Consider the following 25,148-nt stretch of genomic DNA (forward strand, 5'->3'; position numbering starts at 1 on the left):
AGAGGCTACCTGAAAATGCGGCTGCAATAAAAGCAAAGGCTACCTGAAAATACTGCGCGGCGGGCTTTCTGCCAAACGGAAAACAGGCTGTCAAACAACCGGCCGCGGGGGTTAAATGCCGTGTGCCGTTATTTTTCGGCGGCCGGCGGGTTGGGCGCCACCGGCTGCACCTGCGGAACCAGGTTCATGCTGTAGCCGTTTTTCGGATACCAGATGCCTTGCACCCGCCATTTGCCGGCGTCGTCTTCCACGCGCACATACCAGTGGTCGGTGGGGCGCAGCGGCTGGAAAACCGCCGCGTATTCTACCCGATCGGCTGCGGTTTCGGCACTGCCTTGGCGCTGCATTTCCACGGTTTGGTCGTATTGGTCGCGACCGGGGTGCAGCCAGGTGAGTTTGAGCGGGGTGTCGGGCTCGATTTGGCCGCTGAGCAGGATTTTGGCGCGGCTGCCATCGGGGCTGATGAGCACGTCGGCACGGATTTGGCGACGCTCGGCTTCTTCGTCGCGTTCCATTTGCAGGGCGATGTTTTTGCCTTCACGGTAGTAGTCGTCGGTAACCAGCGAAGGGTTGTTGCGGTGGGCGGCCAGATAATAAGTGTAGAAGCCGGCTGCCACCACGATGGCGGGCCCGGCCATCAGCAGCCACGGCCAGGGGTGTCGATACCAAGGTTTGGCCGGCGCGCTGCCGGAGCCGGGCGGGCGGGGCTTGTTCATTTCTGTTTTACTCTCCGATGAATGTGCTTTTGGTGTTGATGGTGGCGGCTTCGGCATCGGGTTTGCCTTCGGCGGCATAGCGGAAGGTGAATACGATGGGGTTGCTGCCTTTTTCGGCATAGTCGGGAATCACGGCCACTTGAACGGGCACGGTAATGCTGTCGCTGCCGTTGATGCGCAGGCCGCCTTCGGGCAGGCCGGTGATTTTGATGTCTTCCAAGCCGGATACGCTGGCAGTGAGGATTTGCGGCTGTTCGCTGGCGTTGGTGATGCGCAGGTTGTAGGCATTTTCCAGCCAGCCGTCTTGGTTTTGGCGCACCATCACGCCGCGGTCTTTCACGATGTCGATGTGCACTTCCTGCCGCATCAGGAGCCCGATAACCAAGCCTACGGCCACGGCGGCCAACACCGAGCCGTAGCCCAATACGCGCGGGCGTAGCATGCGGCGCGGAATTTGTTTTTCCGGATAGTCTTTCTCCAGCGCGCCTTCGGTGGTATAGCGGATGAGGCCGCGCGGATAGTTCATTTTATCCATGATTTCGTCGCAGGCGTCGATGCAGGCCGCGCAGCCGATGCATTCATATTGCAGGCCGTCGCGGATGTCGATGCCCACGGGGCACACCTGTACGCACATGGTGCAGTTGATGCAGTCGCCCAACTCGGTTTCTTCTCGACTGATGTTCTTCTTGCGCGCGCCGCGCGGCTCGCCGCGTGCCGGGTCGTAGGAAATGATCAGCGTGTCGCGATCGAACATGGCGCTTTGGAAGCGGGCGTAGGGGCACATGTATTTGCACACCTGTTCGCGCATGATATGGGCAAATAACCAGGTGAAGGTGCCGTAGAGTGCGGCGGCAATCAGTGCGGCGCCGGACACGGCCGCCCAGTTGAGCGTGAAGATGTGTGCCACCAGTGGGCGGATGGGGCTGAACCAGCCGGCAAAGGTGATGCCCGTCCAGGCGCAGACGGCGAAAATCAGCAGGTATTTGGTGAGCTTGATGCGGATTTTGCTGAAATTCCACGGCGATTTATCGAGCTTGAGGCGCTTGTTGCGGTCGCCTTCCACCAGGCGGTCGATCCACAGCATGATTTCGGTATAAACCGTTTGCGGGCAGGCATAGCCGCACCACAGGCGCCCGGCGATGGTGGTCCACCAGAACAGGCCGAAGGCGGAAAGCAGCAGGAGGCCGGTAAGGTAGATTAAATCGTTGGGCACGAGGGTGAAGGCGAAGATGTGGAAACGCCGCCCGGGGATGTCGAACCACACGGCTTGGCGGCCGTGTAGGTTGAACCAGGGGATCACGTAAAACACGAATTGGGTGGCGAGGATGGCCCAGATGCGCAGGTTGGCAAAGCGGCCTTTGGCCTGCTTGGGATGGATGCGTTTGGCGCCCTGATACAGGGAAATCACCTGCTCTTTGGGCGCCGGTTGGGGCGCTTTGGCTGCGGGTTCCGTCATGGTGGTGTTCCTTTTTGGCGCCGCTATGGCTGCGGCTTGCTTTTTGGTATGGATACTGCGGTTTGCGTGCGGGATTATACGCTGCGGGGGGAAGGGTGTCAGCAGGATATGGCGGAGGATAGGGAAAGGCAATCGTATATGATGAGCGGGGTTGGGGCTACCTGAAAATTATGGTGCAAAGTTGTGGTAAAAGCTGGAGCATGGGTTTGGTAGGAAATCATTTTGTTTGAGCTGTGCTGATATTTTCAGGTAGCCTGTTTGCCTGCCGCACGTTCAGCGCAGCCGTTTGCCGGTTTCGGCGTCGATGATGCGGCTGGGCTGTTTGGCGCCGCCGCAGCGTCCGGGCAGCACCCACACGTCGCGGCCGAAGCAGCGGCGCACTTCGCGCTGGTGGCGCAAGGCGCGGCGGCCGCTTTTGTTGCAGGAGGTGGACACAAGTGGGGTGCCGAGGGCGGCGCACAGGCGGCGGGCGCCGGCGTGGGCGGGGATGCGCACGGCGAGTTTGTTGCGGCGGCGGCCGCGCAATGGGGCGGGGATGGTGGGGGCGGCGCGGAACAGCAGGGTGACGGGGGCGGGCCAGGTTGCTTCGGCGAGCTGTTTTTGGTTTTCAGGTAGCCTAGCGAGCAGGGGTTGCAGTTGGGGCAGGCTGCTGCCGATCACGATGAGGCCTTTGTGTTGCGGGCGCTGTTTGAGCCGCATCAGGCGGTGTAGGGCGCGCGGGTTGGTGGGCAGGCAGCCGAGGCCGTAGCTGGATTCGGTGGGGTAGGCCACGAGGCCGCCGCGGCGCAGGTGGGCTTGCAGGCGGCGGGCGGCGGTGGCAGAAAGGGAGCGGGGGAACATGGTTTCTCGTGTGTGATGGCGGGCTGCCGTGCGCTATTGTAATGCGAAATGGGTTGGCTTTCGATTGGGGGGAGGCTTTGGATTTAGCGGGAGCTCGGCCTGACTTATGCCAAGACATCGTTTTAACTTCGTTGAAGCTCACGCTTTCAGGTAGCCTCTTTGACTGTCGGTGTGGCTACCTGAAAACACAAACTTCAGCGTAATTGCATGCTGGCTGCGGCGGGTTCGGAATGTAAACCCGGTTTCCGGCGGCTTTTTCCTCTTTCGCTCCTCCGTGCTTTCTTGTATCCTTGCACCCTTTCCGTTAAAAATTGCAAAATTCTATCATGAACGTGTTACAGAGATTCAGCCGCTTCATCGGTAAAACTTTCGCGCTGTGGGCGGCGCTGTTCGCCATGGCCGGCTTTGTGCTGCCGGATGTGTTTATCCAGCTGATTGCGCCGTATATTCCTTGGCTGCTGGGCATCGTGATGTTCGGCATGGGGCTCACGCTCACGCCGTCGGACTTCAAAATTTTAGGCCAGCATCCGAAAGCGGTGCTTATCGGCGTGGTGGCGCAGTTTGTGATTATGCCCACCACGGCCTATTTGCTGTCGCTGGCGCTGAACCTGCCTGCCGAAGTGGCCGTGGGCGTGATTCTGGTAGGCTCCTGCCCGGGCGGTACGGCTTCCAATGTGATGACTTTCCTGGCACGCGGCAATGTGGCGCTATCGGTGGCGGTTACCTCCATCACCACGCTGCTCGCCCCGCTGATCACGCCCGCCGTGTTCTACCTTTTTGCCCACCAATGGCTGGATATTGCCGCCGCCAAGATGCTGGGCGATATCTTGAAAATGGTGCTGCTGCCGATTGTGCTGGGCGTGGTGGCGCACACGCTGTTCCGCAAGCAGACGGAAGCGGCGGTGGATATCCTGCCCTTGGTATCGGTATTGGCGATTGTGCTGATTATCGGCGCGGTGGTGGCGGGCAGCCGCCGGCAGATTATCGAAACCGGGCTGCTGATTTTCGGCGTGGTGGTGTTGCACAACGCCATCGGTTATGCGCTGGGCTTCCTCTCCGCCAAAATGTTCAAGCTGCCCTATGATGCGCAGAAAACACTGGCCATCGAAGTGGGCATGCAAAACTCCGGCCTCGGCGCGGCACTGGCCAAGGGGCATTTCGCCGCCATGCCGCTGGTGGCTGTGCCCAGCGCAATTTTCAGCGTATGGCACAATATTTCCGGCTCGCTCCTGGCGTCTTACTGGGCGGCCAAAGCGGAAAAGGCGGAGCAGGGGGCGGCTAAAGCGCAGGAAAATCCTGAGCAGCAATAAAGCCGCTGTTGCCGCAAGCCTGCCGTGCGCCCAACAGGCTACCTGAAAGTGCAAGCTTCAGCGTCAGTTAAAACGATGTCTTGGCGGCAAGCCAAGGCTGAGTTTCTGCGAAGCTAAATTTTAAGGCGCGATTTGCTATACTTGTCGCGCCTTATCCTTGTTTTTACCATTTTTATTATGCCCGCCATCCGCCCCGCCATTCATGCCGATTTGCCGGCCATTGTCGGCATTTATAATGCCAGCATCCCTGTCCGCCAAGCCACCGCCGATTTGCAGCCGGTAACTGTGGCGGAACGCGAAGCCTGGTTTGCCGCGCACGGCGGCACGCGCCCGCTGTATGTGCTGGAAAACGAAGCCGGCGAAGTGTGCGGTTGGGGCAGTTTCAGCGATTACTACCCGCGCCGCGCTTACCACATCAGCGCCGAAATCAGCATTTATATCAGCCCGCAGGCACAGGGCGCGGGGCACGGCCGCCGGATTTTGGAGCATATGCTGGCGCAGGCGCCGGATTTGGGTATCCGCAACGTGCTGGCCGTCATCTTTGCCCACAACGCGGCGAGCCTGGCGCTGTTCGGGCGCTACGGTTTCGCTGAGTGGGGGCGGCTGCCGCAGGTATGCGATTTAGAAACGCGGCTGGCGGATATCGTCATCCTCGGCAAGGCACTGTCGCCGGCCTAAAGGCTACCTGAAAAATATCCGCCGGCTTATCGTACAACTCAAACACACCGGGCAAACGGCATTATTTATGCTTGCCTGCAAGCACAACCCCCAAACACAACGGCTACCAAAGGAAAACAATAATTGGCCACCCTATCCGATGTCTACATCAAGCGCGCCGCCGCCTTCCTGCCCAACCAGCCGGTGGGCAACGACACAATGGAAGCCGTGCTCGGCATGGCGGGCGAAACGCCCTCGCGCGTGCGCAAAATGATATTGCGCTCCAACGCCATCACCAGCCGCCACTACGCCATCGATCCGCACACCCGCCGCGCCACCCACAGCAACACCGAACTCTCCGCGCTGGCCATCCGCGGCCTGCTGGAACAGGGCTTGCAGCCCGAAACTATCGGCAGCCTCGCCTGCGGCACATCCTACCCCGACCAGATATTGCCCGGCCACGCTGTGATGGTGCACGGGCTTTTGCCGCAGATTCCGCCCTGCGAAGTGGTGAGCACGGCGGGCGTGTGCGTGGCCGGCATGGCGGCGATGAAGCAGGCCGAACGCGCCGTACGCACCGGCGAATGCCGCGAGGCGGTGGCAGCGGCTTCGGAAGCGGCTTCCGCCGTGCTGCGCGGCGAGCGCTTCCAAATTGAAACCGATTGCCTGCGCCTGCAAGACGCCAAGCCGGAAATCGCGTTTGAAAAAGATTTCCTGCGCTGGATGCTCTCCGACGGCGCCGGTGCAGTACAGCTGGGCAGCGAGCCCCTGTCCGGGCAACTCAATTTCAAAATCCATTGGATCGAGTTGCTGTCTTATGCCAACGAAATGCCGGTGTGCATGTATGCCGGCGGTGAAGTGGGGCAGGGCGGCGAATGGCTGAGCTGGAAAGAAGCCGATGCCGCCACCTGCGCCGAACGCAGCCTGATGGCAGTGAAGCAGGACGTGAAGCTGCTCAATGACAACATTGTCGCCTACACCGTGGAAAAACCGCTGCACCGCCTCATCGCCAAACACGGCTTGCAGTCCGGCCAAATCGACTGGTTCCTGCCGCACTATTCTTCCGGCTTCTTCCGCAGCAAACTGGCCGATGGCCTTGCCGCCGCCGGGCTGCCGATTGCCGAAGAAAAATGGTTTACCAACCTGCCGTATAAAGGCAACACCGGCTCCGCCGCGATCTACATCATCCTGGAAGAATTCATGCGCCGTCCCGACATCCGCGCCGGCCAGAAAATCCTGTGCTATATCCCCGAAAGCGGCCGCTTTTCCACCTGCTTCATGCTGCTCGAAGCCGTGTATGCCTGAATGACCCAGAAAGGCTACCTGAAAATATCGGCTTCAGCGCAGCAACAAGTTGCGGCTTTGCCCAAACAACTTTTCAGGTAGCCCTCCGCCAATATTCAAACCGCCAAATATCCGCTTGGACAACACCAGATGGACATCAACGACATCCCCCAAGACGACAGCCCCAGCTACCACGGCCACCAAAAAATCATCTACGGCACCCGAAACGGCCGCTACCAAGCCGCCACCAGCACCGGCTGGCAAGACGAAGCCTACGCCACCGGCCAGGCCGTGGCCGAGCTCGAAGCGCAAACCCAAGCCGCCCGGCAGGCCGTAGAACGCGGCGAACGCTCCCCCCTCTATTACCACATGTACCGCAGCCGCCACGACGAAGCCAGCCTCGCCCAAGCCGCCGGGCTGTGGCGCTGGCAGGTGTGCCGCCACATGCAGCCCGCCGTGTTTCAAAGGCTACCTGAAAAAACCCTCGTCCGATACGCCCAAGCCCTCGGCATCAGCCCAGCAGAGCTGCGCCAACCCTTCTGATTGCCAAACCGTCATTTCAAACATCCAAGGAGTCGAAACATGACCGAACCCCGCTTCCCCCAAGACATCTACACCGAGCCAGAAGTCGATCCCGACACCCTCGCCAACCTCGGCCCACTCGCCCCCATGGCCGGCATCTGGGAAGGCCGCAAAGGCACCGATGTCAACCCCAAAGCCGACGGCCCCGAAACCGATGCCTACATCGAACGCTACGAGCTCCAACCCATCGACGGCCAAACCAACGGCCCCCAGCTCTTCTACGGCCTGCGCTACCATACCCGCATCGTCCAGCCGGGCGAAGTGGAAACCTTCCACGACCAAGTCGGCTACTGGCTGTGGGAGCCCGCCACCGGCAACATCATCCTCACCCTCTCCATCCCGCGCGGCCAAACCGCCATGGCCGTCGGCCACGCCGCCCCCGATGCCAAAAGCTTCACCCTCACCGCCGTACGCGGCTCCGACACCAACGGCATCTCCTCCAACCCCTTCCTCGAACACGCCTTCAAAACCGAGCGCTACACCATCCAAGTGCGCATCAACGACGACGGCACCTGGGCCTACCGCCAAGAAACCGTGCTGCGGATTCCCGGCCAAAGCGAACCCTTCGCCCACACCGACCACAACACCCTGCACAAAATCGGCGAGCCCACCCCCAACCCCACCGCCCTCGCCGCGCAGAAAAAAGGCTGAAGCCCGTTGCTCCGATGGCAGTGCAAAGGCTACCTGAAAATCCAGAAGACGGTTTTCAGGTAGCCTTTATTGCAGCTGTAAAATGATATTTTATTGATTATTATGGTGTTTATCGCCATGTTTTCCGCCGGCTCCTCCGCCCTCACATTCGCCCGCCGCCCCCGCCTGTGCTACACTGTGCCCCGTTTTCCCAACCGATTTTCCCAAACGCCATGAAACGCAAACTCGCCCCCGCCCTCAGCGCCCTGCTTATCCTCGCCGCCTGCAGCAGCGAGCAGCCCGTGCAACCCGTGCCGGATAGTCAAAGAATCACGCCCGAAGCCAGCCTGCCGCTCTCCGAAACCGGCTTCAGCCAAAACCCCCAAGTGCAGCGCTTTATCCGCCGCCAGGCCGGGGAAGGCGTGATGGGCGAGGCGCAGTTGCAGCAGTTTTTCGCGCAGTCGGTGTATAAAGGCAACATCATCAACATCATGAACCGCCCCGGCACGTCCCGCCCATGGTATGAGTTCCGCAGCGGCAATGCCGGCGCCGGCAAAATCAACGGCGGCCGCCGCTTCCACCAGCAATACCGCCAGGTGCTCGACCAAGTGGCGCGCGAATACGGCGTGCCGGCCGAAGTGCTGGTGGCCATCGTGGGCATCGAAACCAACTACGGCAGCAATATGGGCAGCTTCCGCCTGGCCGATTCGCTGCCCACCCTCGCTTTCGGCTACCCGCGCCGTGGAGAATTTTTCCAGCAGGAGCTGCACGAATTCCTGCTGATGGCCAAAGAAGAAGGCCGCGACCCCTTCGGCTTCACCGGCAGCTATGCCGGCGCCATGGGCATGCCGCAGTTCATGCCCTCCAGCTACCGCAAATGGGCGGTGGATTACGACGGCGATGGCCAGCGCAATATTTGGGGCAGCGTGCCCGATGTGGCCGCTTCCGTGGCCAACTATCTGAAGGCCCACGGCTGGCAGCGCGGCGGCAGGATGATGGTGCCCGTGGCCCTCACGCCCACGCCCGAGCTTTTGACGCTGATTGAGGAAAAAACCGCGCTGGGTAAAACCGTGGGCGAGCTGCGGCAGATGGGCGTGGTGCTGCTCGAAGACGTGCCCGACCACGAAAAAGCCGTGCTGTTCCGCCTGGAAACCGCGCCCGGCCAGTATGAATACTATATCGGCCTAAACAATTTCTACGCCGTTTGGCAATATAACCACAGCCGCCTGTATGTGAGCGCCGTGCGCGAAATCGCCAACGGTGTGAGCGGCGGCAAGCTGTAAGCAGCCATACGCATCCATTCGGCGATAGGGCTACCTGAAACGTGAGCTTCACGAAGCTAACAAGCAGCAACCGGTTTTTCAGGTAGCCTTTCCTTTTGATGCAGCGCCGGGCGATTGCCTTATATAAGCGGATTAAATTGACCTTCGATACAAGGCGGCGAGCCGCAGATAGTACACACGTACAGCAAGGCGAACCAATGCCGTAGCGAAGGTTAAGTTAATTCGCTATATCCGGCGCCACGGCATATCGTTTCTATTTGGCGCGGCTATAAGGGCTACCTGAAAAACCAATCAACTGTTTTCAGGTAGCCTTTTCCGCTACAATACGCCACTCACAATATCAGCAAGAAAGCCACACACCATGCCCAAAATCACCGTATTGCCGCACAGCGAATTGTGCCCTGAAGGCAAAGTCATCGAAAACGCCCCCGAAGGCGAAAGCATCTGCAGCCTGCTGCTGGAAAACGGCATCGAAATCGAGCACGCCTGCGAGCAATCCTGCGCCTGCACCACCTGCCACGTGATCGTGCGCCAAGGCTTCGACAGCCTGGAAGAGCCCAGCGAAATCGAAGAAGACCTGCTCGACCAAGCCTGGGGCTTGGAAGCCGAATCGCGCCTGAGCTGCCAGGCCAAAGTGGCCGGCGAAGACCTTGTGGTGGAAATCCCCAAATACACCATCAACCACGCCCGCGAGCATCACTGATTTTCAGGTAGCCCCATCATGAAATGGACCGACACCCAGCGCATTGCCGAAGAACTCTTCGACCGGCATCCCGAAATCGACCCCAACACCATCCGCTTCACCCAGCTGCGCCAGCTCATCCTCGAGCTGCCCGAATTTAACGACGACCCGCAGCGCAGCGGCGAGCGCATCCTCGAAGCCGTGCAGCAGGCCTGGATCAACGAAGCCGAGTAAACCTAAGCCATCACCCTATTTCAGGTAGCCCGTATCCCGCACACAGGCTACCTGAAAAATTCATTCCGAAAGCCAAGCATGAAAATCGCCACCTGGAACGTCAACTCCCTCAAAGTGCGCCTGCCGCACGTGAGCGACTGGCTGATTCAGCAGCAGCCCGATATCCTCTGCCTGCAAGAGCTCAAGCTCGATCAAGACCAATTCCCCCTCGCCGCCTTCGAACTCTCCGGCTACCGCGCCGTGTGGAGCGGGCAGAAAACCTACAACGGCGTCGCCATCCTCAGCCGCGAAACCGCCCAAGACGTGCACACCAGCCTGCCCGCCCTGCCCAACGACCCGCAGCGGCGTGTGATTGCCGCCACCATCGGCGGCGTGCGCGTAGTGAACGTGTATTGCGTAAACGGCGAGGCCGTGGGCAGCGAAAAATTTGCCTATAAACAGCAATGGTTTGCCGCCCTGACCGAATTTTTACGCGATGAATTGGCACGCCATTCCGAGCTGGTGCTGCTTGGCGATTTCAACATCGCCCCCGCCGATTTGGATGTGTACGACCCGGAAAAATGGCAGGGCAAAATCCTCTGCTCCGCCGAAGAACGCGCCTGGTTTCAAACCCTGCTCGGCCTCGGACTCACCGACAGCCTGCGCCACCTACACCCCGCCGAACCGCTCTACACATGGTGGGACTACCGCATGAACATGTTCCGCCGCAAACTCGGCCTGCGTATCGACCACATCCTCGCCAGCCAAGCCCTGCTGCCGCGCCTCACTGCCGCCGGCGTGGACACCGCCCCGCGCGCGCTTGAACGCCCCAGCGACCACGCGCCGGTGTGGGCGGAGTTTGCCTAACGCATTCTTTCTGCGATTAAAAAAGGCTACCTGAAATTTTCAGGTAGCCTTTTTGTATCAGAATTCGAGCGGCGGGGTTTATTCCTGCATCGTCCAAGCCACGCTGCCGCCGGCGCGCATGGGGACGAGCTGCCCGCCGTTGCCGATGGGGAAGCTGTCGGGCACGGTTTGCATTTGTTTCACCAGGGTGATGGTGTCGCGGTTTTCAGGCAGGCCGTAGAAGCGGGCGCCGTTTTGCGAGGCGAAGGCTTCGAGTTTGTGTAGCGCGCCGATTTGCTCGAAGGCTTCGGCGTAGAGCTCGATGGCGGTGGCGGCGCTGAAGATGCCGGCGCAGCCGCAGGCGTTTTCTTTGGCGCTTTGCGGGTGGGGGGCGGAGTCGGTGCCAAGGAAGAATTTGTGCGATTGTGCGCCGGACACGGCTTCGAGCAGGGCGCGGCGGTGGCTTTCGCGTTTGAGCACGGGCAGGCAGTAGTGGTGGGGGCGCACGCCGCCCACGAGTAGGTCGTTGCGGTTGAGCAGCAGGTGTTGGGGGGTAACGGTGGCGGCGAGGTTTTCGCCGCTTTGGCACACGAGGCGGGCGGCTTCGGCGGTGGTGATGTGTTCGAACACGACTTTGAGGCCGGGCACCCGGTCGAGCACAGGCAAGAGAATGCGGTCGATGAAGGCGGCTTCGCGGTCGAAGATGTCGATGGCGGGGTCGGTGACTTCGCCGTGCACGAGGAAGCGCAGGTCTTGGGCGGCGATTTCTTCGAGCACGGGGATGAGCTTGAACAGATCGGTGACGCCGCTGTCGGAGTTGGTGGTGGCGCCGGCGGGATAGAGTTTGAAGGCGGCGATACCGGCGGCTTTGGCTTGGCGCACGAGCTCGGGGGTGGCGTGGTCGGTGAGGTAGAGTGTCATCAGGGGCTGGAAGTGGCTGCCGGGGGGCAGGGCGGCGAGGATGCGTTCGCGGTAGGCCAGTGCATCGGCCACGCTGACGACGGGGGGCTTGAGGTTGGGCATGATGACGGCGCGCCCCATTTGGCGGGCGGTGTGGGGCAGGACGTGGCGGAGGGTGTCGCCGTCGCGCAGGTGGAGGTGCATGTCGTCGGGGCGGATGAGGGTGAGGGTTTGCATGGCGGACTTTCGTGTGGGGGTGATGTTTTTAGCTTCGTTGAAGCTGACGCTTTCAGGTAGCCTGCGGGAAGGTTGGGGCTACCTGAAAATTATTTGTGTCGGATAACGAGGATGAATACGCCGTTTTCTGTGCCGGAAGAAAGGAGTTGGTGGCCGGTTTGGCGGCAGAAGGCGGCGAAGTCGTCGGGGGCGCCGGGGTCGGTGGCGCGCACGGACAGGAGTTGCCCGGCCTGCATGGTGGCAAGGGCTTTTTTGGCGCGCAGGATGGGCAGGGGGCATTTGAGACCGGTGAGGTCGAGCTGGAGGTCGGGGGTCATGGTGTGGGTTCTGTTGGTTTGGATGGGCGGATTATAGCGGAAAGTGGCAACGCAAACTTTGGTTTGAATGTGGAAAGGCTACCTGAAAATGGGAAAAATGTTTTTCAGGTAGCCTTTAGCTTGGCAAGATTATCGGAGGGAGAAAATTCGTTGTAGCCAATCGGCTTTTGTTGTTTGCAACGTAAAATCTGCGCCACCGCATTTGGTGCAACGTTCCGGCTGGGGAATGCCTGCGTCCGAACGGGTAAATGCTGCATATTTCTGCCCGCAGTTTCGGCATATCCAGTAATCGGTTTTGCCGATTTCCCTTGGCGCAATCGGCATCTTCAGTCTTCTTTCACAAAAGGGTAATACGGTTTGCCCCAGGCATAGTCGGGATGTTGCTGCATGATATGCAGTACCAGCGGCAGCAGGCTGATGAGGATGCGGCAGGCGTCTTTGAGTTGATTGCGGTTGGCCGAACTGCCGTAGGTTGCACCGCCGTGGATAATTTGGTTGCGCAGGGTGTAGAGGCGGTCGAACATAATTAGCAGCACGGTATCGGTATCTTGTGCGGCTAAGGCGCGTTGTGCTTTTTTCCCTGCTTTTTCAAATTCTTCTTGCCAAGCGATTTCTGAAATTTTGCCGTTATGGAAATCCCCAAACGGCTGGAAAACATAGCGGTTGCCCAAGAGGGAGCGGATTGCGCCGGGAAAGGTTTGCCATACTAAGGCATAAATCAGCTTTTCTTCATCCAAACGGCAGATAGTGTTTAGGAATTGGCGGAAATGGCTTCGGTCGCCGGATATTTCCCGTTCATCAATTTCGCGGGCATAGGCAGCATTGAAAGCAATCCATAATGCTTGGAAGCCGGTATCCCAATCCGGCGCGAAAGAAAGCCGCCCGCCCTGTTGGGCCAGCATTTGCTGCATATGCTTGGGGATAGCCGGCTGCTTGGCATGATTGGCCGTATCTTTGCCGCTCAACAACTCTTCAGCCTTATCCAACCAGCTTAACGCACGGTGGATGCGCAGTCGGAATGGGTCGGAGTAGGTATCGCGGTGTTGGTGGTAATGGGTTTGAATGGTAGATAGGTTGATGCTCATAGGAAATTCCTGTTTTCAGGTAGCCTTTTCCCTGCCTGCACATAACCGCTCACATCACCGCCAGCGCGGCCAGGCATTTTTCGCGTTGGCCGTTTTGCGGGGGGATGGTTTGGCCGGGCAGGATGAGGGTGTAGCGCTGACCGCGGCCGTGGGCTTCGAGCACGCGGTAGCACAAGAGGCCGGCGAGGCGGTCGGTGCCGGTGCCGGCGGGGTAGTCGGCGTAGCTGATGATGTGGTCGGCGGCATGGAAGGCGGGTTCTTCGAAATGTTTGTCGAGCAGGCGGCCGCTTTTGGCGTAGTTTTTCCAGGCGATGTGTTGCAGCGAGGTGCCGGGCTGGTGGTCTTGCAGGTAGGCGAGGTCTTCGTTGCCGCCGAGTTTGCGGCGCGGCTCGCCTTCTTCGGCGGGGGTGCTGCCGGGCGGGGCGGTGTGCGGCTGGGGCGCAGGGTACACCAGGCCTTCTTCCGGCCAGTGCCACACGCATTCGACGCTGCTGATGGCAAACGGCCACACGCTGGCGCAGCGCAGCGGCGGCAGGATCAGCCGGCCGCGCCGCGCGGGCAATACAGGCCAGGCGAAGGGCTTAGGCTGTTTGGCAGTGAACAGGGCGGCGCGGAATTCGGGCTCGCCATCGCGGCGGCTGTCGGGTGCGAACCACAGCTGGCGGTGGCGCGCCTTGGCCGAGGCGGCGGGCAGCAGCAGGATGTCGGCGGGTTGGCCTTGGAAGATTTCTTCGGGCAGGGTGAGGTCGAGGCGCAGGCCGATGAGCTGCAGGCAGTTGAGCAGGAGGCCCACACACAAAAATCCGGCCAGCCAGAAGGCCACCAGATAGGCGAGGTTCACTTGATAGTTCAAACCCACCAGCCACAGCAGCCCTACCATCACAGCCAGGGTAACGCCGAGGCGGGTGGGGCGCAGGCGCAAATCGCGCAGGCGGGGGCTGTATTGATTGGCGCTCACGATACAGCTACCTGGAGCAGCATCTGCTCGAGCAGCTGAGTGATGGATTGCGGCTGCAGGGTTTGCAGGCGGTGCCCAGCCACGGCCACCCACACGGCTTTGATGTCTTCCGGCAGCACAAAGTCGCGTCCGGCCAAGAAAGCCCAGGCTTTGGCGGCTTTCACCACAGCCAGGCCGGCGCGCGGGCTGAGGCCGTTTACAAACAGGCCGGGCTGGCGCGTGGCCTGTACCAGGCGGTATACATAATCGGTGGCCTGCTGCGAACAGGTTACCTGCATGGCCTCAGCCTGCCATTGCAGCAGGATTTCGGCGTTGCACACGGCTTTGAGCGCGGGCAGCAGGCGGCGGCGGTCGCCTTGGGCGTAGAGCTGGCGTTCGGCTTCGGCAGAGGGGTAGCCCAGCGATAGGCGCATCATGAAGCGGTCGAGTTGCGATTCGGGCAGCGGGAAGGTGCCGAGCTGCTCGACCGGGTTTTGCGTGGCGATCACGAAGAAGGGCTTGGGCAGACGGTAGGTTTTGCCATCTACGGAAACCTGTTTTTCTTCCATGGCTTCGAGCAGGGCAGATTGCATTTTGGGCGAGGCGCGGTTGATTTCGTCGGCGAGCAGGAAGTGGTAGAAAATGGGGCCGGGATGGAATTTGAACTGGCCGTCGGCCGGCTGGAACACGTTCACGCCCAAGAGGTCGGCGGGTAGCATGTCGTTGGTGAATTGCACGCGGCGGTAGCCCAGGCCGAGCACCACGGCCAGGCCGTGCGCCAGCGTGGTTTTGCCCACGCCGGGCACGTCTTCGAGCAGCACGTGGCCGTCGGCCAGGATGCTGGCCATCAGGTGCTGGAGTACGGTTTCTTTGCCGAGAATCAGGGCGTTGAGTTGGGTGAAGACGTTTTGCAAGTGGGGGTTCATGTTGTGGTTATCCTGATTATTGTGTGAATGGGGCTACCTGAAAAAGGTTACCTGAAAATATTGTGCCGTTGGCGGTGAAAATATGCCCTGTCAAACCAACAGGGCATATTTCAGGTAGCCTAATCTTGCACCGGCTCTTCGGCGGCGACTTGTTCGATTAAATGGGAAATACTCATGCCGCGCTCGAGCGATTCATCGTATTTGAAATGCAGCTCGGGGGTTTTGAACAATTTGATGCGGCGTGAAAGCTCGCTGCGCAGGTGACCTTTGGCGTGTTCCAGCGCTTCGGCGGTGATGTCGCGGGTGGTGTCGTCGAGTACGGTGTAATACACGGTGGCGTGGCTGTAGTCGCGTGTGAGCTCGACTTCGTTGATGGTGATGAAGCCGGCGCGCGGGTCTTTGAGCCCGGTGCGCACAAGCTCGGCCAGCTCGCGCATGATTTGTTCGCGCACGCGGTCTTGGCGGGCGTAGCCGCGGTGGGATTTAGCCATGGGGTTCCTCTTTGGCAGGTTATTTGAGCTCGCTGGTGCGGTCGAGCAGGGCATCCATCAGGGTGTCGTATTGTTTTTTACGATGCTGGATGCGCAGTTGGTCAAATTCGCCCAGTTGCCCTTCGAAGGTGTGGGTTTTGAAATAGGGCTTCAGGTCGAAGGCTTTTTCTAGGAAACGGATCACGTTGAGCTCGTTTTCACGATCGACGGGGCGCAGTGGAAAACGGCCGGTAAGCACGAAGTTGTCGGGCATCACGGCGGTGGCCACCAGGAGCGGCTCGGCGTTTTCACGCCGGCGGATTTCAAGCACCAGGGTGTAGGTTTCAAAGGTATGGGTTTGTTTGTCGTTCATCTTCGCATACTCAAATGGGTGGGCAGCGGTTTGGATTGGTGTGGCAAACGGTTGTGTCCGCTGGTAACACGGCATAGCCGGCATGATACGACAAGCGCCGCCCACTTGGTAGGGGGGCTACGGGCGCGATGTATGTCGTTCTGCTGGTCGGCTGGGAAATGGGGTGGATAAGATTGCCGTTTTGCTGTTTTATTTGGTATTTCCTGCCAATTTGGCTATGACTGTGTCAAGGTCGGATACGTGGAAGGAGGCTACCTGAAACGGGTTCGGGCAGCCTCCGGTTTCGCCGTATCTGATTATAGTGAGCGGGCCACTTCCACCACATCGAAGGCTTCCAGCAGGTCGCCTTCCTGGATGTCGTTGTAGTTTTTCAGCATCAGGCCGCATTCGAAGCCCATGCGCACTTCCTTCACATCGTCTTTGAAGCGCTTGAGCGATTCCAGCTCGCCGGTGTGGATCACCACGTGGTCGCGGATGAGGCGCACGCGGCTGTCGCGCTTGATCAGTCCGTCTGTCACCATACAGCCGGCGATGTTGCCCACTTTGGAGATGTTGATGACCTGGCGGATTTCCACGGTACCGGTTTGCTGCTCTTTCTGTTCGGGGGCGAGCATGCCGCTCATGGCTGCTTTCACATCATCAATGGCGTCGTAGATGATGTTGTAGTAGCGGATTTCGATGTCTTCATTTTCAGCCAGTTTACGGGCGGAGCCGTCGGCACGCACGTTGAAGCCGATGATGAAGGCGCCGGAGGCGATGGCGAGGTTCACGTCGCTCTCGGTGATGCCGCCCACGCCGCTGTGCAACACGTCCACTTTTACTTCATCGTTCGATAGTTTTCTGAGGCTACTTGAAAGCGCTTCGTAGGAACCCTGCACGTCGGCCTTGATGATGACCGACAGATTCTGCGCGGCCTGGCCTTCGCTGGCGTTGGCAAACAGGTTTTCCAGCTTGGCTGCCTGCTGTTTGGCCAAACGCACGTCGCGGTATTTGCCTTGGCGGAACAGGGCGATTTCGCGTGCCTTTTTCTCGTCGGCCAGCACCATGGCATCTTCGCCGGCATTGGGCACATCGGAGAGACCGAGGATTTCCACCGGAATGGAGGGGCCTGCTTCCTGCACCTGCTTGCCGTTTTCGTCCACCATGGCACGCACTTTGCCGAAGGCTGTGCCGGCCAGCAGCATGTCGCCTTTTTTCAGCGTGCCGCTCTGCACCAGCAGGGTGGCCACCGCGCCACGGCCTTTGTCCAAACGGGCTTCCACGATGATGCCTTTGGCGGGCGCGTCTACCGGTGCTTTCAGCTCCAGTACTTCGGCTTCCAGCAGCACGGCTTCCAAGAGCGCGTCGATATTGGTGCCTTTTTTGGCTGAAACGTCGATAAACTGCACATTGCCACCCCAGCTGTCGGGAATCACGTCGTGCGAAGTCAGTTCCTGGCGGATGCGCTCGGGGTTGGCTGCTTCCTTATCGATTTTGTTCACCGCCACCACCATTGGCACGCCGGCCGCTTTGGCATGGGCAATCGCTTCGATGGTCTGCGGCATCACGCCATCGTCGGCAGCCACCACCAGAATCACGATATCGGTGGCCTGCGCGCCGCGGGCACGCATAGCAGTAAACGCTTCGTGACCCGGGGTGTCGAGGAAGGTGATCACGCCGCGCGGGGTGTGTACATGGTATGCACCAATGTGCTGGGTGATACCACCGGCCTCGCCCTGCACCACTTTGGCGCGGCGAATGTAGTCCAGCAGCGAGGTTTTGCCGTGGTCCACGTGACCCATCACGGTTACCACCGGCGGGCGCGGCAGGGCTTCGGCCTGAACGGCGGTTTCGCTGTCGTCGAGGAAGGCTTCGGGATCGTCTGCCGCGGCCGGTTTGCCGATATGACCCATCTCTTCCACCACAATCAGCGCGGTTTCCTGATCGAGCGATTGGTTGATGGTGACCATCATGCCCATCTTCATCAGGGCTTTCACCACTTCCACACCCTTCACCGCCATTTTGTGTGCCAAATCGGCCACGGTAATGGTTTCGGGCACCAAGACTTCGTGCACCACCGGCTCAGTCGGGGCTTGGAAAGCATGTTGGTTCGGTTCCAGCTTGAGTTGTTTCTTGCCTTTTTTCCCGCCGCGCACTCGGTCTTCATCGCCACGATTGCCACGTTCTTTGCCTTTTCCTTTGGCGGAACGGCCACGCGGCATATCGTCATCACGTTGTTGATGGCGCTCGCCTTTTTTCGGACGGCCGTTGCCGCTCGGGGCGGAGGCGGACAGCGGGGCTTTCTCGCTCGGCGCTGCGCTGCGCGGGGCAGCCTGCTGTTCTTTGGCGATTTTGGCTTCCTGCTGTGCCTGCAGTTTGGCGGCTTCGCGGCGTGCCTGACGCTCCTGTTTTTCTTTCAATAGGGCTTGTTGGTGCGCGCGCAGGGCTTCGGCACGGCGGGCTTCTTCGTCACGCACGGCTTTTTCGGCGGCGCTAACCACTTCCACCGGCTGCGGAGCGGGTTCGGCCGTTTTTTCCTTTTTCGGCTTACGGCTGCGTTTCGGTTTGGTTTCGGCTGCAGGGGCTTCACCCGGTGAGGCTGCTTTGCCGGCTGCCGGTTCGGCATCAGCTTGGGCGGCAGGCGTTTCGATAGCAGGTGTTTCTGCCACAGTTGCTTCGGTGCTTGTTGAGGCTACCTGAAAATCTTGTTCTTCTATGGCAGGTGTGGCTGCGGGTGCTTCCACAGCCACGGCTGTAGGTGTCGCAGCCGGCTCGGCAGCGGGCTGCAGAGCGGCTTCAGTAGCCGGTTTGTTTTCGGCTACGGTTTCAATCGGCGGCACAGCCACACGGCGGCGGCGGCGGGTTTCCACTTGCACGCCGGCCACGGTGCTGCGTTCGGTGCGGGTGCGGCTCACGCTGATAGAGAGCGTGCCGCTGTCGTTCTGCTTGCGCAGGTGTGCCAGCAGGGCCTGTTTGTCTGCCGGGCTGATGGTGTCAGCTCCGTTGCTTTTTTCCACGCCGGCGGCTTTGAGCTGCTCCAGCAGGGTCGGTACGGATTTTTTCAGTTCGGCGGCGAATTGCTGTACGGTATTACTCATAAATCTCCAGCCTCCTTATTCTTGCGTTTCGGCAAACCAGTGTTCGCGGGCGGCCAAAATAACGGTTTTGGCTTCTTCTTCGCTTACGCCGGTGATTTCGATCAGTTCGTCAGTGGAAAGCTCGGCCAGCCCGTCAAGGGTAGTGATGCCGGCCTGCGCCAGGTCACGCAGCATGTCTTGGTCGATGCCGCTGAGGTTTTTCAACGCCTCTTCCACTTCGTCCAATTTTTCTTCCGACATGATGGCCAGGGTAAGGATGGCATCACGGGCACGGTTGCGTAGGGTTTCCACGGTGGCTTCATCGAAGCCGATTTCCACCAGTTCGGCAGCGGGCACGTAGGCTACTTCTTCTAGCGCGGCAAAGCCCTCTTCAATCAGCAGGTCGGCAGTTTGCTCGTCCACATTCAAATGTTGCATAAACAGGTTGCGGATTTGTGCGTCTTCGGCTTCGTTGCGCTCTTCGGCTTCCTGGATGGTCATGATGTTGAGCTGCCAGCCGGTGAGGTCAGCGGCGAGGCGCACGTTTTGGCCGCCGCGGCCGATGGCAGGTGCGAGCTGGTCTTCGGCCACGATCACATCAACGGAATGGTTGTCTTCGTCGATCAAAATGCGGCTGACTTCGGCGGGCGAGAGCGCGTTGATCACAAACTGTGCGGTTTCTGGCGACCACAACACCACGTCCACGCGTTCGCCGGCCAGCTCGTTGGACACGGCGTTCACGCGCGAGCCGCGCACGCCGATGCAGGTGCCTTGCGGGTCGATGCGCGCATCGTTGGATTTGACAGCGATTTTGGCACGCTGGCCGGGATCGCGGGCGGCCTCTTTAATTTCCAAGAGGCCGTCTTCGATTTCCGGCACTTCTTGCTCGAACAGCTTCACCAAGAACTCGCGCGAGGTGCGGCTGAGGATGACCTGTTTGCGGCCGCTGTTGCCTTGTTCGTCTACGCGCAGGAACAGGGCACGGATACGGTCGCCGCTGCGGAAGTTTTCGCGCGGGATGCATTGGTCGCGCGGGATGAGCGCGTCTAGGCGGCCGATTTCCACGATGATACCGTGGCGCTCGACACGTTTCACCGTGCCCATCACCACGTCTTCGCGGCGGGCGAGGAATTCTTGCAGGATTTGTTCGCGCTCGGCATCGCGGATGCGTTGCAGGATGATTTGTTTGGCGGTTTGCGCGGCTTGCCGGCCGAAGGCTACGTTTTCCAGCTCTTCTTCATAGTATTCGCCGATTTGCAGCGGGGAATCGGGAAATTCTTCTTGGATTTCCTCGATGGTTTTCTGCGTGTCGGGATAGGTGTAGTCCTCGTCGGCCACAATCAGCCAGCGGCGGAAGGTGTGGTATTCGCCGGTGTCGCGGTCGATGCTCACGCGCACGTCCATGTGTTCGCGGTCGGCCTTCTTCTTGGCGGCCACCGACAGGGCGAATTCCAGGGCTTCGAATACGACTTCTGAATCAACGTTTTTTTCGCTGGCCAGCGCTTCGGCCAATTGCAACATCTCGCGGCTCATGGGAATGAACTCTCCACTCAATCAAAGGTAATCAAAATTCGGGCTTCAGGCGAGCCCGGTCGATATTGGATAATTCGATGGCAACGGTTTTGCCGTCGAAGGATAGGGTCAGCACATCGTTTTCCAAGGCTTCGATGCGGCCGATAAAGTTTTTCTGCCCTTCAATCGGCAGACGGGTTTTCAGCTTGATGAGGCTACCTGAAAAACGGGTGAAGTCAGCAGCTTTTTTCAGCGGGCGGTCTAGGCCGGGGCTGGAAATTTCCAGCCGTTTATAGTCTACGTCTTCCACCATGAAGACACGGCTCAAATGGTTGCTGACGGTGGCGCAGTCTTCCACGGTGATGCCGTTTGGCTGATCGATGAACACGCGCAAGTCGCCCTGCGGGGTGAGCTCGAAATCCACCAGCTCGTAGCCCAGGCCGGGCAGGGTTTTGTCTAAAATGGTTTGAATATCCATGCTGTCTCTGGAAAACAAAAAAATGGCCTCGGGGCCATTTCTCATTTATCTCGTTAAATAACTGAAAAACGGCGCGATTCTAAACCATATTCGCCGGCTTGGCAACTTTGCGCGCATCGGGCTGTATCAGAGGGCGGGCGGGCTGTGAGAATCGCGCAACAGGTGCGGGCGCTTGAATAAGGGTGGGAACGGGCAGGTGGTTTTTCAGGTAGCCTATTTGGGCTTTGCAAGGCTGGGTGCTTGCTATAGCGAATTAACTTAATTTTCGCTACGGCGTTGGCTCGCCTTGCTGTACGTGTGTACTATCTGCGGCTCGCCGCCTTGTATCGAAAGTTAATTTAATCCGCTATAAGTTTTCAGGTAGCCTTTATCGGGTACGGGCTACCATACGATATAAAACATGGCCTTGGCCAGGAACACGATGAGCAGCATCTGCGTGAGTACGGCACGGTGGATGTATTTGGAAAAGCCAACCGTCATTGTGCCCCGCCGCATGCGGATAACGGCGGCGATGAAGTGGCAGAGGATGCTGAAGGCGAGCAGGATTTTCAGCGAAAGCTGGATGAAGAAGGAATTGGCAAACGGATTGTGCAGGATTTGCAGGTAGCGGTGCATCATCACCAGGCCGGAGGCAAACAACAGCCCGACTACCCAAGGCATCACTTTTACCGCCCGCGCCGACAGCGCCCGTTCCACTTCGCGCCGCGCCTCGCGCCCCACGCGCTTGGTGTGCATCACCGACAAAACCAGCGATTCAAACAACACGCCGCCCACGAAGGCGATGGCGCAAAATAAGTGGATGATATGCGCAACCGAATAAACAGACATTTACCTGCCTTTTGATGCAATCACAGAAAAGTGCGATACTCTCACAGGCAGGTAGGGCGGTCAAACCCGCCATGCCTTTTTATACTGAAACAGAAAGGGTATATCATGAAAAAATCTACAGTTAGCTCCATTTGCGCCATGATGTTGCTGGCCGCTTCATTGAGCGCCTGCAACGGCATGACCACCAGACAGCGCAACATTGCCGTGGGTGCGGCCGTGGGCGGTGTGGCCGGCAACGTGCTCGGCGGCGACACCGGCTCTACCTTGGGCGGTGCTGCTTTGGGCGGTTTGGTGGGCAGCCAAGTTCGCTAAAATCAAGAGCGCTAAGTTAGATTGCTGAAATGATGCGGGCGGGAGTGTGGAATGCACTCCCGCCCGTTGTGTACGGGGGAAGCCGGATGGCTTCGTGGGTGGTGTACCGCAGCGGGCCGGTAAGCCGGGTTCTGTCGTTGGACAGTCATTCCTCTAGGCCGATTGTTGCCAAGCGGCTCAAGCAACCTACCCGAATGCTCGGCGAGCAGCTTCACTGCATTCTGTTTGGTCTTGCTGCGGATGGGGTTTGGCCTGCTACGGTCTGTTGCCAGCCGCACGGTGCGCTCTTACCGCACCATTTCACCCTTACCTGTACCGCATTGCTGCGGCCATCGGCGGTTATGCTTTCTGTTCCACTTTCCGTCGCCTCGCGGCGCCCGGCCGTTAGCCGGCATCCTGCTCTGTGCAGCCCGGACTTTCCTCCCCGCCAAAGGGCGCGGCGACTGTCTGGCCTGCTGCGGTACGGGCAGGATTATAACGGATTGGGCGGGAAAGGCTACCTGAAAATGCAGGGGGGTTACGGGCTCGGCGGTTTTTCAGGTAGCCTGTTGCATGGATGGGCTGGCTGAAAAATATTGGTTGCAGTGGGAAAACGGGTGGGCGGTTGTTGGGGCAGGCTGTGGTTTGGTTTGAGGCTACCTGAAAAAAAAGGCTAACTGAATTTGTTTAACGGAAACGGATGTTTTGTTTTTCAGGTAGCCTGTTTTTTCAGGTAGCCTTTTGTGCTTATTTGGCGGAAATATCCAGCCTGCCGGTGAAGCGGCGTTTGGGTTTCCAGAAGGCCCAGCCGCTGCGGGCGGAAATTTCGAGGCTGCCGCCATGTTCTCCGTCGGTGAGGAGGCGGGCGGCGGGGAGTTGTTTGCGTTGCAGGGCTTGCCACAGGGGGGCGAAGAACTGTTCGTCCCATTGTTGCAGGGTGCGGGCGTAGTCGTCTGGCCGGCCGAGCTCGGCGGCTTGTTGCAGGTTGTCGAGGTAGAGGGTGCTGTGCTCGAGGGGGATGCTGCATTCGGCGGCAGTGGCCTGCCAGGCAGCGAAGTTGGCCGGGGCGGGGCGGACTTGGGGGCTGCGGCTGTAGGCGGCCCAAGGGCTGTTGCTGCCGATGAGGGCGGGGGGTTCGGTGGGGGATTCGGCGGGCATCTCGTCCCACAGCCAGAGGGCGTTGATGGGCAGTTTGCCTTCGGTGCTGCGGTGGGTGTTCACGGGGTGTTCGTGCAACCACATTTGGATTTCGGTTTGGCGTTGGAGCCATTGTTTTTTGCGGCTGCCGAGGGCTTGTGGGATGTCGGTGTGTTGGCCGGCGATATTGAGGATGCAGGGGGCTTGCCAGTCGGCGGGACGGGGCAGGCGGATGCTCCACAGTTCGGGGGAGAGGGGGGCGAACTGCCAGCCGTCTTCGTGGCAGAAGGTGTTGAGGCCGTGGCACAAGACTTCGGCTTCTTCGGGCTGGATGTGCAGGCCGCTGCTTTGGAGCTGGGCGCTGTGCAGGCCGATTTGCTGGTGCAGGGGGCTGGCGAAGGCGTGGGGTTCGGCAAAGAGGTGGTGGAGCTGGGGGCTGAGGTGTTGGAAGCAGAAGTCGGCGGGGGTACGGGGGGCGGCTTGGAAGCGTCCGAAGCGCAGCAGTTGGTTGAGGGCGTGGGTGTGCAGAGCGGGGAGCTCGGCGGGATGGGGCCAGTGGAGGCCGGGGAGGCAGAGGGTGAACATGGGAGGTGGGATTTTTGATGAGGTGTGGGCTTCGCGGAAACGCTGCCTTACTTAGCAAGGCATCATTTTAACTTCGTTGAAGTTCACGTTTTCAGGTAGCCTTTGTGCGGTGTGCGGGCTACCTGAAAGTTGGGTGTTGAATAAACGGAATGGCTTGCGGATGAGGCTACCTGAAAATAGTGCGGGGAAATATACTCGCGGGCCTGGGCGGCCTGCACTGTGTTTTAGCTTCGCAGAAACTCGACCTTGCTTCGCAAGACCTCATTTTAACTGACGTTGAAGCTTGCGCTTTCAGGTAGCCTTTTCGGCGGGCCTATTGCACGCGGTAGCGTTGCAGTACGGCGCGGATTTGCGGCAGGGCGGCGCGGGCGGCGTCTTCGCCGAGCTTGATGGCGTGGGCTTTTTCGTCGAAACCGCCCACGGCGCCGAGGTGCTGCACTTGAGGTTTGATCACGACGTCGGCCTTGGCCAGCTCGCTGTTGAGGGCGGAAGTGCTCATGATGTTGAGGCTTTGGTCTAGGTAGGAGAAGAAACCGCTTTGGGTGAGTCGGGCGGGCTTGGCGGAAATGTCTACGGCAATCACGACGTTGGCGCCAAGGCTGCGGGCGGCAGATACGGGCACGGGCGCGGTGAGACCGCCGTCCACGTAGCGTTTGCCGTTGATGATGGCGGGCTGGAACACGTTGGGGATGCTGGCGGAGGCGCGCACGGCCTGGCCGGTGTTGCCGCTGCGGAACACGACGTTGCGCCCGCTGTCGAACTCGGTGGCGACGGCGGCGAAGCGGCGCGGGAAGTTTTGCATGGGCCGGTTGCCGACTTGGCGGTTGATGTAGTTTTGCAGTTTTTCACCGCGGATGAAGCCGCTGGTGGAGAGGGTGAGGTCGACCAGGTCGGCGCGTTGCAGGTTTTCGGCTTCGCGTTGCAGGCGGGGGGCGTTCATGCCGGAGGCGTAGAGGCTGCCCACTAAGGCGCCGGCGCTGGTGCCGGTAACCACTTTCACGGGAATATTATTTTCTTCCAATACTTTGATCACGCCGATATGGGCGAAGCCTTTGGAGGCGCCGCCGCCGAGGGCGAGGCCGACTACGGCCGGGGGCTTGTTGCCGGCTTGGGTGGCGGTGAGCGGTTGGCGTTGGTGTTTACGTGAACCGAGGGAGAGGCTGCTGCCGAGGGTGTCGCAGGCGGAGAGGGCGAGAGTAATGAGGGCGATGCCGAGGCTGCGGCGGAATAATGTGTTCATGAGGAGTCCTTTTTGAGCCGGTTGGTGGCGGGAACGGGCGGTATTGTAGCGGATTGGGTGTGAAGGTGGGTTAAAGGCTACCTGAAAATATTCGGGTGCGGGCAGATTTGGCGGTTATAATCAGACCGGTGAAATTTGGGGCTACCTGAAAAACGGTGTGGCTACTGTAGGGTTTTCAGGTAGCCTGTAATCATTTTATATGTAGAAAATAACCGCGTTGTTTACACCACAGGTTGAGAAAAATAAGCCTGCAACACCTCAAACGGCGTATCGCCGT

Annotated in this window: 26 protein-coding genes and 1 other RNA gene; 10 read left to right on the plus strand and 17 right to left on the minus strand. The window is 59.6% G+C overall.

Going from position 1 to position 25,148, the window contains the following annotated elements:
• Positions 1–128: 128 nt before the first annotated feature.
• The 3 genes from H9Q10_RS03865 to H9Q10_RS03875 all read right to left on the minus strand — a co-directional run bounded on the left by H9Q10_RS03865 (position 129) and on the right by H9Q10_RS03875 (position 3,012).
• Positions 129–716, minus strand: coding sequence for a FixH family protein (locus H9Q10_RS03865; RefSeq protein ID WP_197902705.1), 588 nt, complete (start codon positions 714–716; stop codon positions 129–131).
• A 7-nt stretch (positions 717–723) separates the two neighbouring features.
• Positions 724–2,226 (minus strand): cytochrome c oxidase accessory protein CcoG, encoded by a 1,503-nt coding sequence (ccoG, locus tag H9Q10_RS03870; protein ID WP_420841833.1) that lies wholly within the window; start codon positions 2,224–2,226, stop codon positions 724–726.
• A 219-nt stretch (positions 2,227–2,445) separates the two neighbouring features.
• Positions 2,446–3,012 (minus strand): L-threonylcarbamoyladenylate synthase, encoded by a 567-nt coding sequence (locus H9Q10_RS03875; protein ID WP_197902707.1) that lies wholly within the window; start codon positions 3,010–3,012, stop codon positions 2,446–2,448.
• A 326-nt stretch (positions 3,013–3,338) separates the two neighbouring features.
• Between H9Q10_RS03875 and H9Q10_RS03880 the strand changes: the two genes are divergently transcribed.
• The 9 genes from H9Q10_RS03880 (at position 3,339) to xth (ending at position 10,520) form a co-directional block, all read left to right on the plus strand.
• Entirely contained in the window at positions 3,339–4,322 is a 984-nt protein-coding gene (locus H9Q10_RS03880) for a bile acid:sodium symporter family protein (RefSeq protein ID WP_197902708.1), read from the plus strand.
• A gap of 177 nt (positions 4,323–4,499) precedes the next feature.
• Entirely contained in the window at positions 4,500–5,000 is a 501-nt protein-coding gene (locus H9Q10_RS03885; protein WP_197902709.1) for a GNAT family N-acetyltransferase, read from the plus strand.
• Positions 5,001–5,123: 123 nt separating this feature from the next.
• A complete protein-coding gene (locus tag H9Q10_RS03890) occupies positions 5,124–6,284 on the plus strand; it encodes a beta-ketoacyl-ACP synthase III (RefSeq protein ID WP_197902710.1) in 1,161 nt (386 codons plus the stop codon).
• A 129-nt stretch (positions 6,285–6,413) separates the two neighbouring features.
• Positions 6,414–6,806 (plus strand): DarG family dialkylresorcinol biosynthesis protein, encoded by a 393-nt coding sequence (locus tag H9Q10_RS03895; RefSeq protein WP_197902711.1) that lies wholly within the window; start codon positions 6,414–6,416, stop codon positions 6,804–6,806.
• 39 nt (positions 6,807–6,845) lie between these two features.
• Positions 6,846–7,496 (plus strand): FABP family protein, encoded by a 651-nt coding sequence (locus H9Q10_RS03900; protein WP_197902712.1) that lies wholly within the window; start codon positions 6,846–6,848, stop codon positions 7,494–7,496.
• Between the two features lie 212 nt (positions 7,497–7,708).
• The gene (gene mltB / locus H9Q10_RS03905; protein WP_197902713.1) at positions 7,709–8,758 is read left to right on the plus strand and encodes a lytic murein transglycosylase B; all 1,050 of its coding nucleotides are present in this window, start codon (positions 7,709–7,711) and stop codon (positions 8,756–8,758) included.
• Positions 8,759–9,119: 361 nt separating this feature from the next.
• A complete protein-coding gene (gene fdx, locus H9Q10_RS03910; protein WP_067592979.1) occupies positions 9,120–9,461 on the plus strand; it encodes an ISC system 2Fe-2S type ferredoxin in 342 nt (113 codons plus the stop codon).
• A gap of 18 nt (positions 9,462–9,479) precedes the next feature.
• Positions 9,480–9,674: a Fe-S cluster assembly protein IscX gene (iscX, locus tag H9Q10_RS03915; RefSeq protein ID WP_197902714.1), complete on the plus strand. Its 195-nt coding sequence runs from the start codon at positions 9,480–9,482 to the stop codon at positions 9,672–9,674.
• 78 nt (positions 9,675–9,752) lie between these two features.
• A complete protein-coding gene (gene xth / locus H9Q10_RS03920) occupies positions 9,753–10,520 on the plus strand; it encodes an exodeoxyribonuclease III (RefSeq protein WP_197902715.1) in 768 nt (255 codons plus the stop codon).
• Positions 10,521–10,598: 78 nt separating this feature from the next.
• On the opposite strand, the gene pyrC is transcribed toward xth, so the two are convergent.
• The 11 genes from pyrC to H9Q10_RS03975 all read right to left on the minus strand — a co-directional run bounded on the left by pyrC (position 10,599) and on the right by H9Q10_RS03975 (position 21,618).
• Positions 10,599–11,636: a dihydroorotase gene (gene pyrC / locus H9Q10_RS03925; protein ID WP_197902716.1), complete on the minus strand. Its 1,038-nt coding sequence runs from the start codon at positions 11,634–11,636 to the stop codon at positions 10,599–10,601.
• A gap of 89 nt (positions 11,637–11,725) precedes the next feature.
• Positions 11,726–11,953, minus strand: coding sequence for a sulfurtransferase TusA family protein (locus H9Q10_RS03930; protein ID WP_197902717.1), 228 nt, complete (start codon positions 11,951–11,953; stop codon positions 11,726–11,728).
• Between the two features lie 326 nt (positions 11,954–12,279).
• Positions 12,280–13,038: a HEPN domain-containing protein gene (locus tag H9Q10_RS03935; RefSeq protein ID WP_197902718.1), complete on the minus strand. Its 759-nt coding sequence runs from the start codon at positions 13,036–13,038 to the stop codon at positions 12,280–12,282.
• Between the two features lie 49 nt (positions 13,039–13,087).
• Positions 13,088–13,996: a DUF58 domain-containing protein gene (locus H9Q10_RS03940; protein ID WP_197902719.1), complete on the minus strand. Its 909-nt coding sequence runs from the start codon at positions 13,994–13,996 to the stop codon at positions 13,088–13,090.
• Positions 13,993–14,901, minus strand: coding sequence for an AAA family ATPase (locus tag H9Q10_RS03945; RefSeq protein WP_197902720.1), 909 nt, complete (start codon positions 14,899–14,901; stop codon positions 13,993–13,995). Before H9Q10_RS03945 ends, H9Q10_RS03940 begins: the two co-directional genes overlap by 4 nt.
• 119 nt (positions 14,902–15,020) lie before the next feature.
• Positions 15,021–15,392: a 30S ribosome-binding factor RbfA gene (rbfA, locus tag H9Q10_RS03950; RefSeq protein WP_197902721.1), complete on the minus strand. Its 372-nt coding sequence runs from the start codon at positions 15,390–15,392 to the stop codon at positions 15,021–15,023.
• A 19-nt stretch (positions 15,393–15,411) separates the two neighbouring features.
• Complete coding sequence (locus tag H9Q10_RS03955; RefSeq protein WP_197902722.1) at positions 15,412–15,744, minus strand: hypothetical protein; 333 nt, start codon at positions 15,742–15,744, stop codon at positions 15,412–15,414.
• 296 nt (positions 15,745–16,040) lie between these two features.
• Complete coding sequence (gene infB, locus H9Q10_RS03960) at positions 16,041–18,821, minus strand: translation initiation factor IF-2 (protein WP_197902723.1); 2,781 nt, start codon at positions 18,819–18,821, stop codon at positions 16,041–16,043.
• 15 nt (positions 18,822–18,836) lie between these two features.
• The gene (gene nusA / locus H9Q10_RS03965; protein WP_197902724.1) at positions 18,837–20,333 is read right to left on the minus strand and encodes a transcription termination factor NusA; all 1,497 of its coding nucleotides are present in this window, start codon (positions 20,331–20,333) and stop codon (positions 18,837–18,839) included.
• Between the two features lie 31 nt (positions 20,334–20,364).
• Complete coding sequence (gene rimP, locus H9Q10_RS03970) at positions 20,365–20,790, minus strand: ribosome maturation factor RimP (protein ID WP_197902725.1); 426 nt, start codon at positions 20,788–20,790, stop codon at positions 20,365–20,367.
• A 381-nt stretch (positions 20,791–21,171) separates the two neighbouring features.
• Positions 21,172–21,618, minus strand: a complete 447-nt coding sequence (locus H9Q10_RS03975) for a CopD family copper resistance protein (protein WP_197902726.1) — start codon at positions 21,616–21,618, stop codon at positions 21,172–21,174.
• Between the two features lie 105 nt (positions 21,619–21,723).
• Here H9Q10_RS03975 and H9Q10_RS03980 point away from each other — a divergent pair, with 105 nt between their 5' ends.
• Positions 21,724–21,930, plus strand: a complete 207-nt coding sequence (locus tag H9Q10_RS03980; protein ID WP_197902727.1) for a glycine zipper 2TM domain-containing protein — start codon at positions 21,724–21,726, stop codon at positions 21,928–21,930.
• A gap of 104 nt (positions 21,931–22,034) precedes the next feature.
• Here the strand turns inward: H9Q10_RS03980 and rnpB are convergent.
• The 3 genes from rnpB to H9Q10_RS03995 all read right to left on the minus strand — a co-directional run bounded on the left by rnpB (position 22,035) and on the right by H9Q10_RS03995 (position 24,871).
• Positions 22,035–22,389: RNase P RNA component class A (gene rnpB / locus H9Q10_RS03985), an RNA gene on the minus strand.
• Between the two features lie 267 nt (positions 22,390–22,656).
• Entirely contained in the window at positions 22,657–23,631 is a 975-nt protein-coding gene (locus tag H9Q10_RS03990; RefSeq protein WP_197902728.1) for a hypothetical protein, read from the minus strand.
• 313 nt (positions 23,632–23,944) lie between these two features.
• Entirely contained in the window at positions 23,945–24,871 is a 927-nt protein-coding gene (locus H9Q10_RS03995; protein ID WP_197902729.1) for a patatin-like phospholipase family protein, read from the minus strand.
• Positions 24,872–25,148 lie beyond the last annotated feature (277 nt).

It is taken from the genome of Eikenella glucosivorans (genome assembly GCF_016025525.2).
GTDB classification, from domain to species: domain Bacteria; phylum Pseudomonadota; class Gammaproteobacteria; order Burkholderiales; family Neisseriaceae; genus Eikenella; species Eikenella glucosivorans.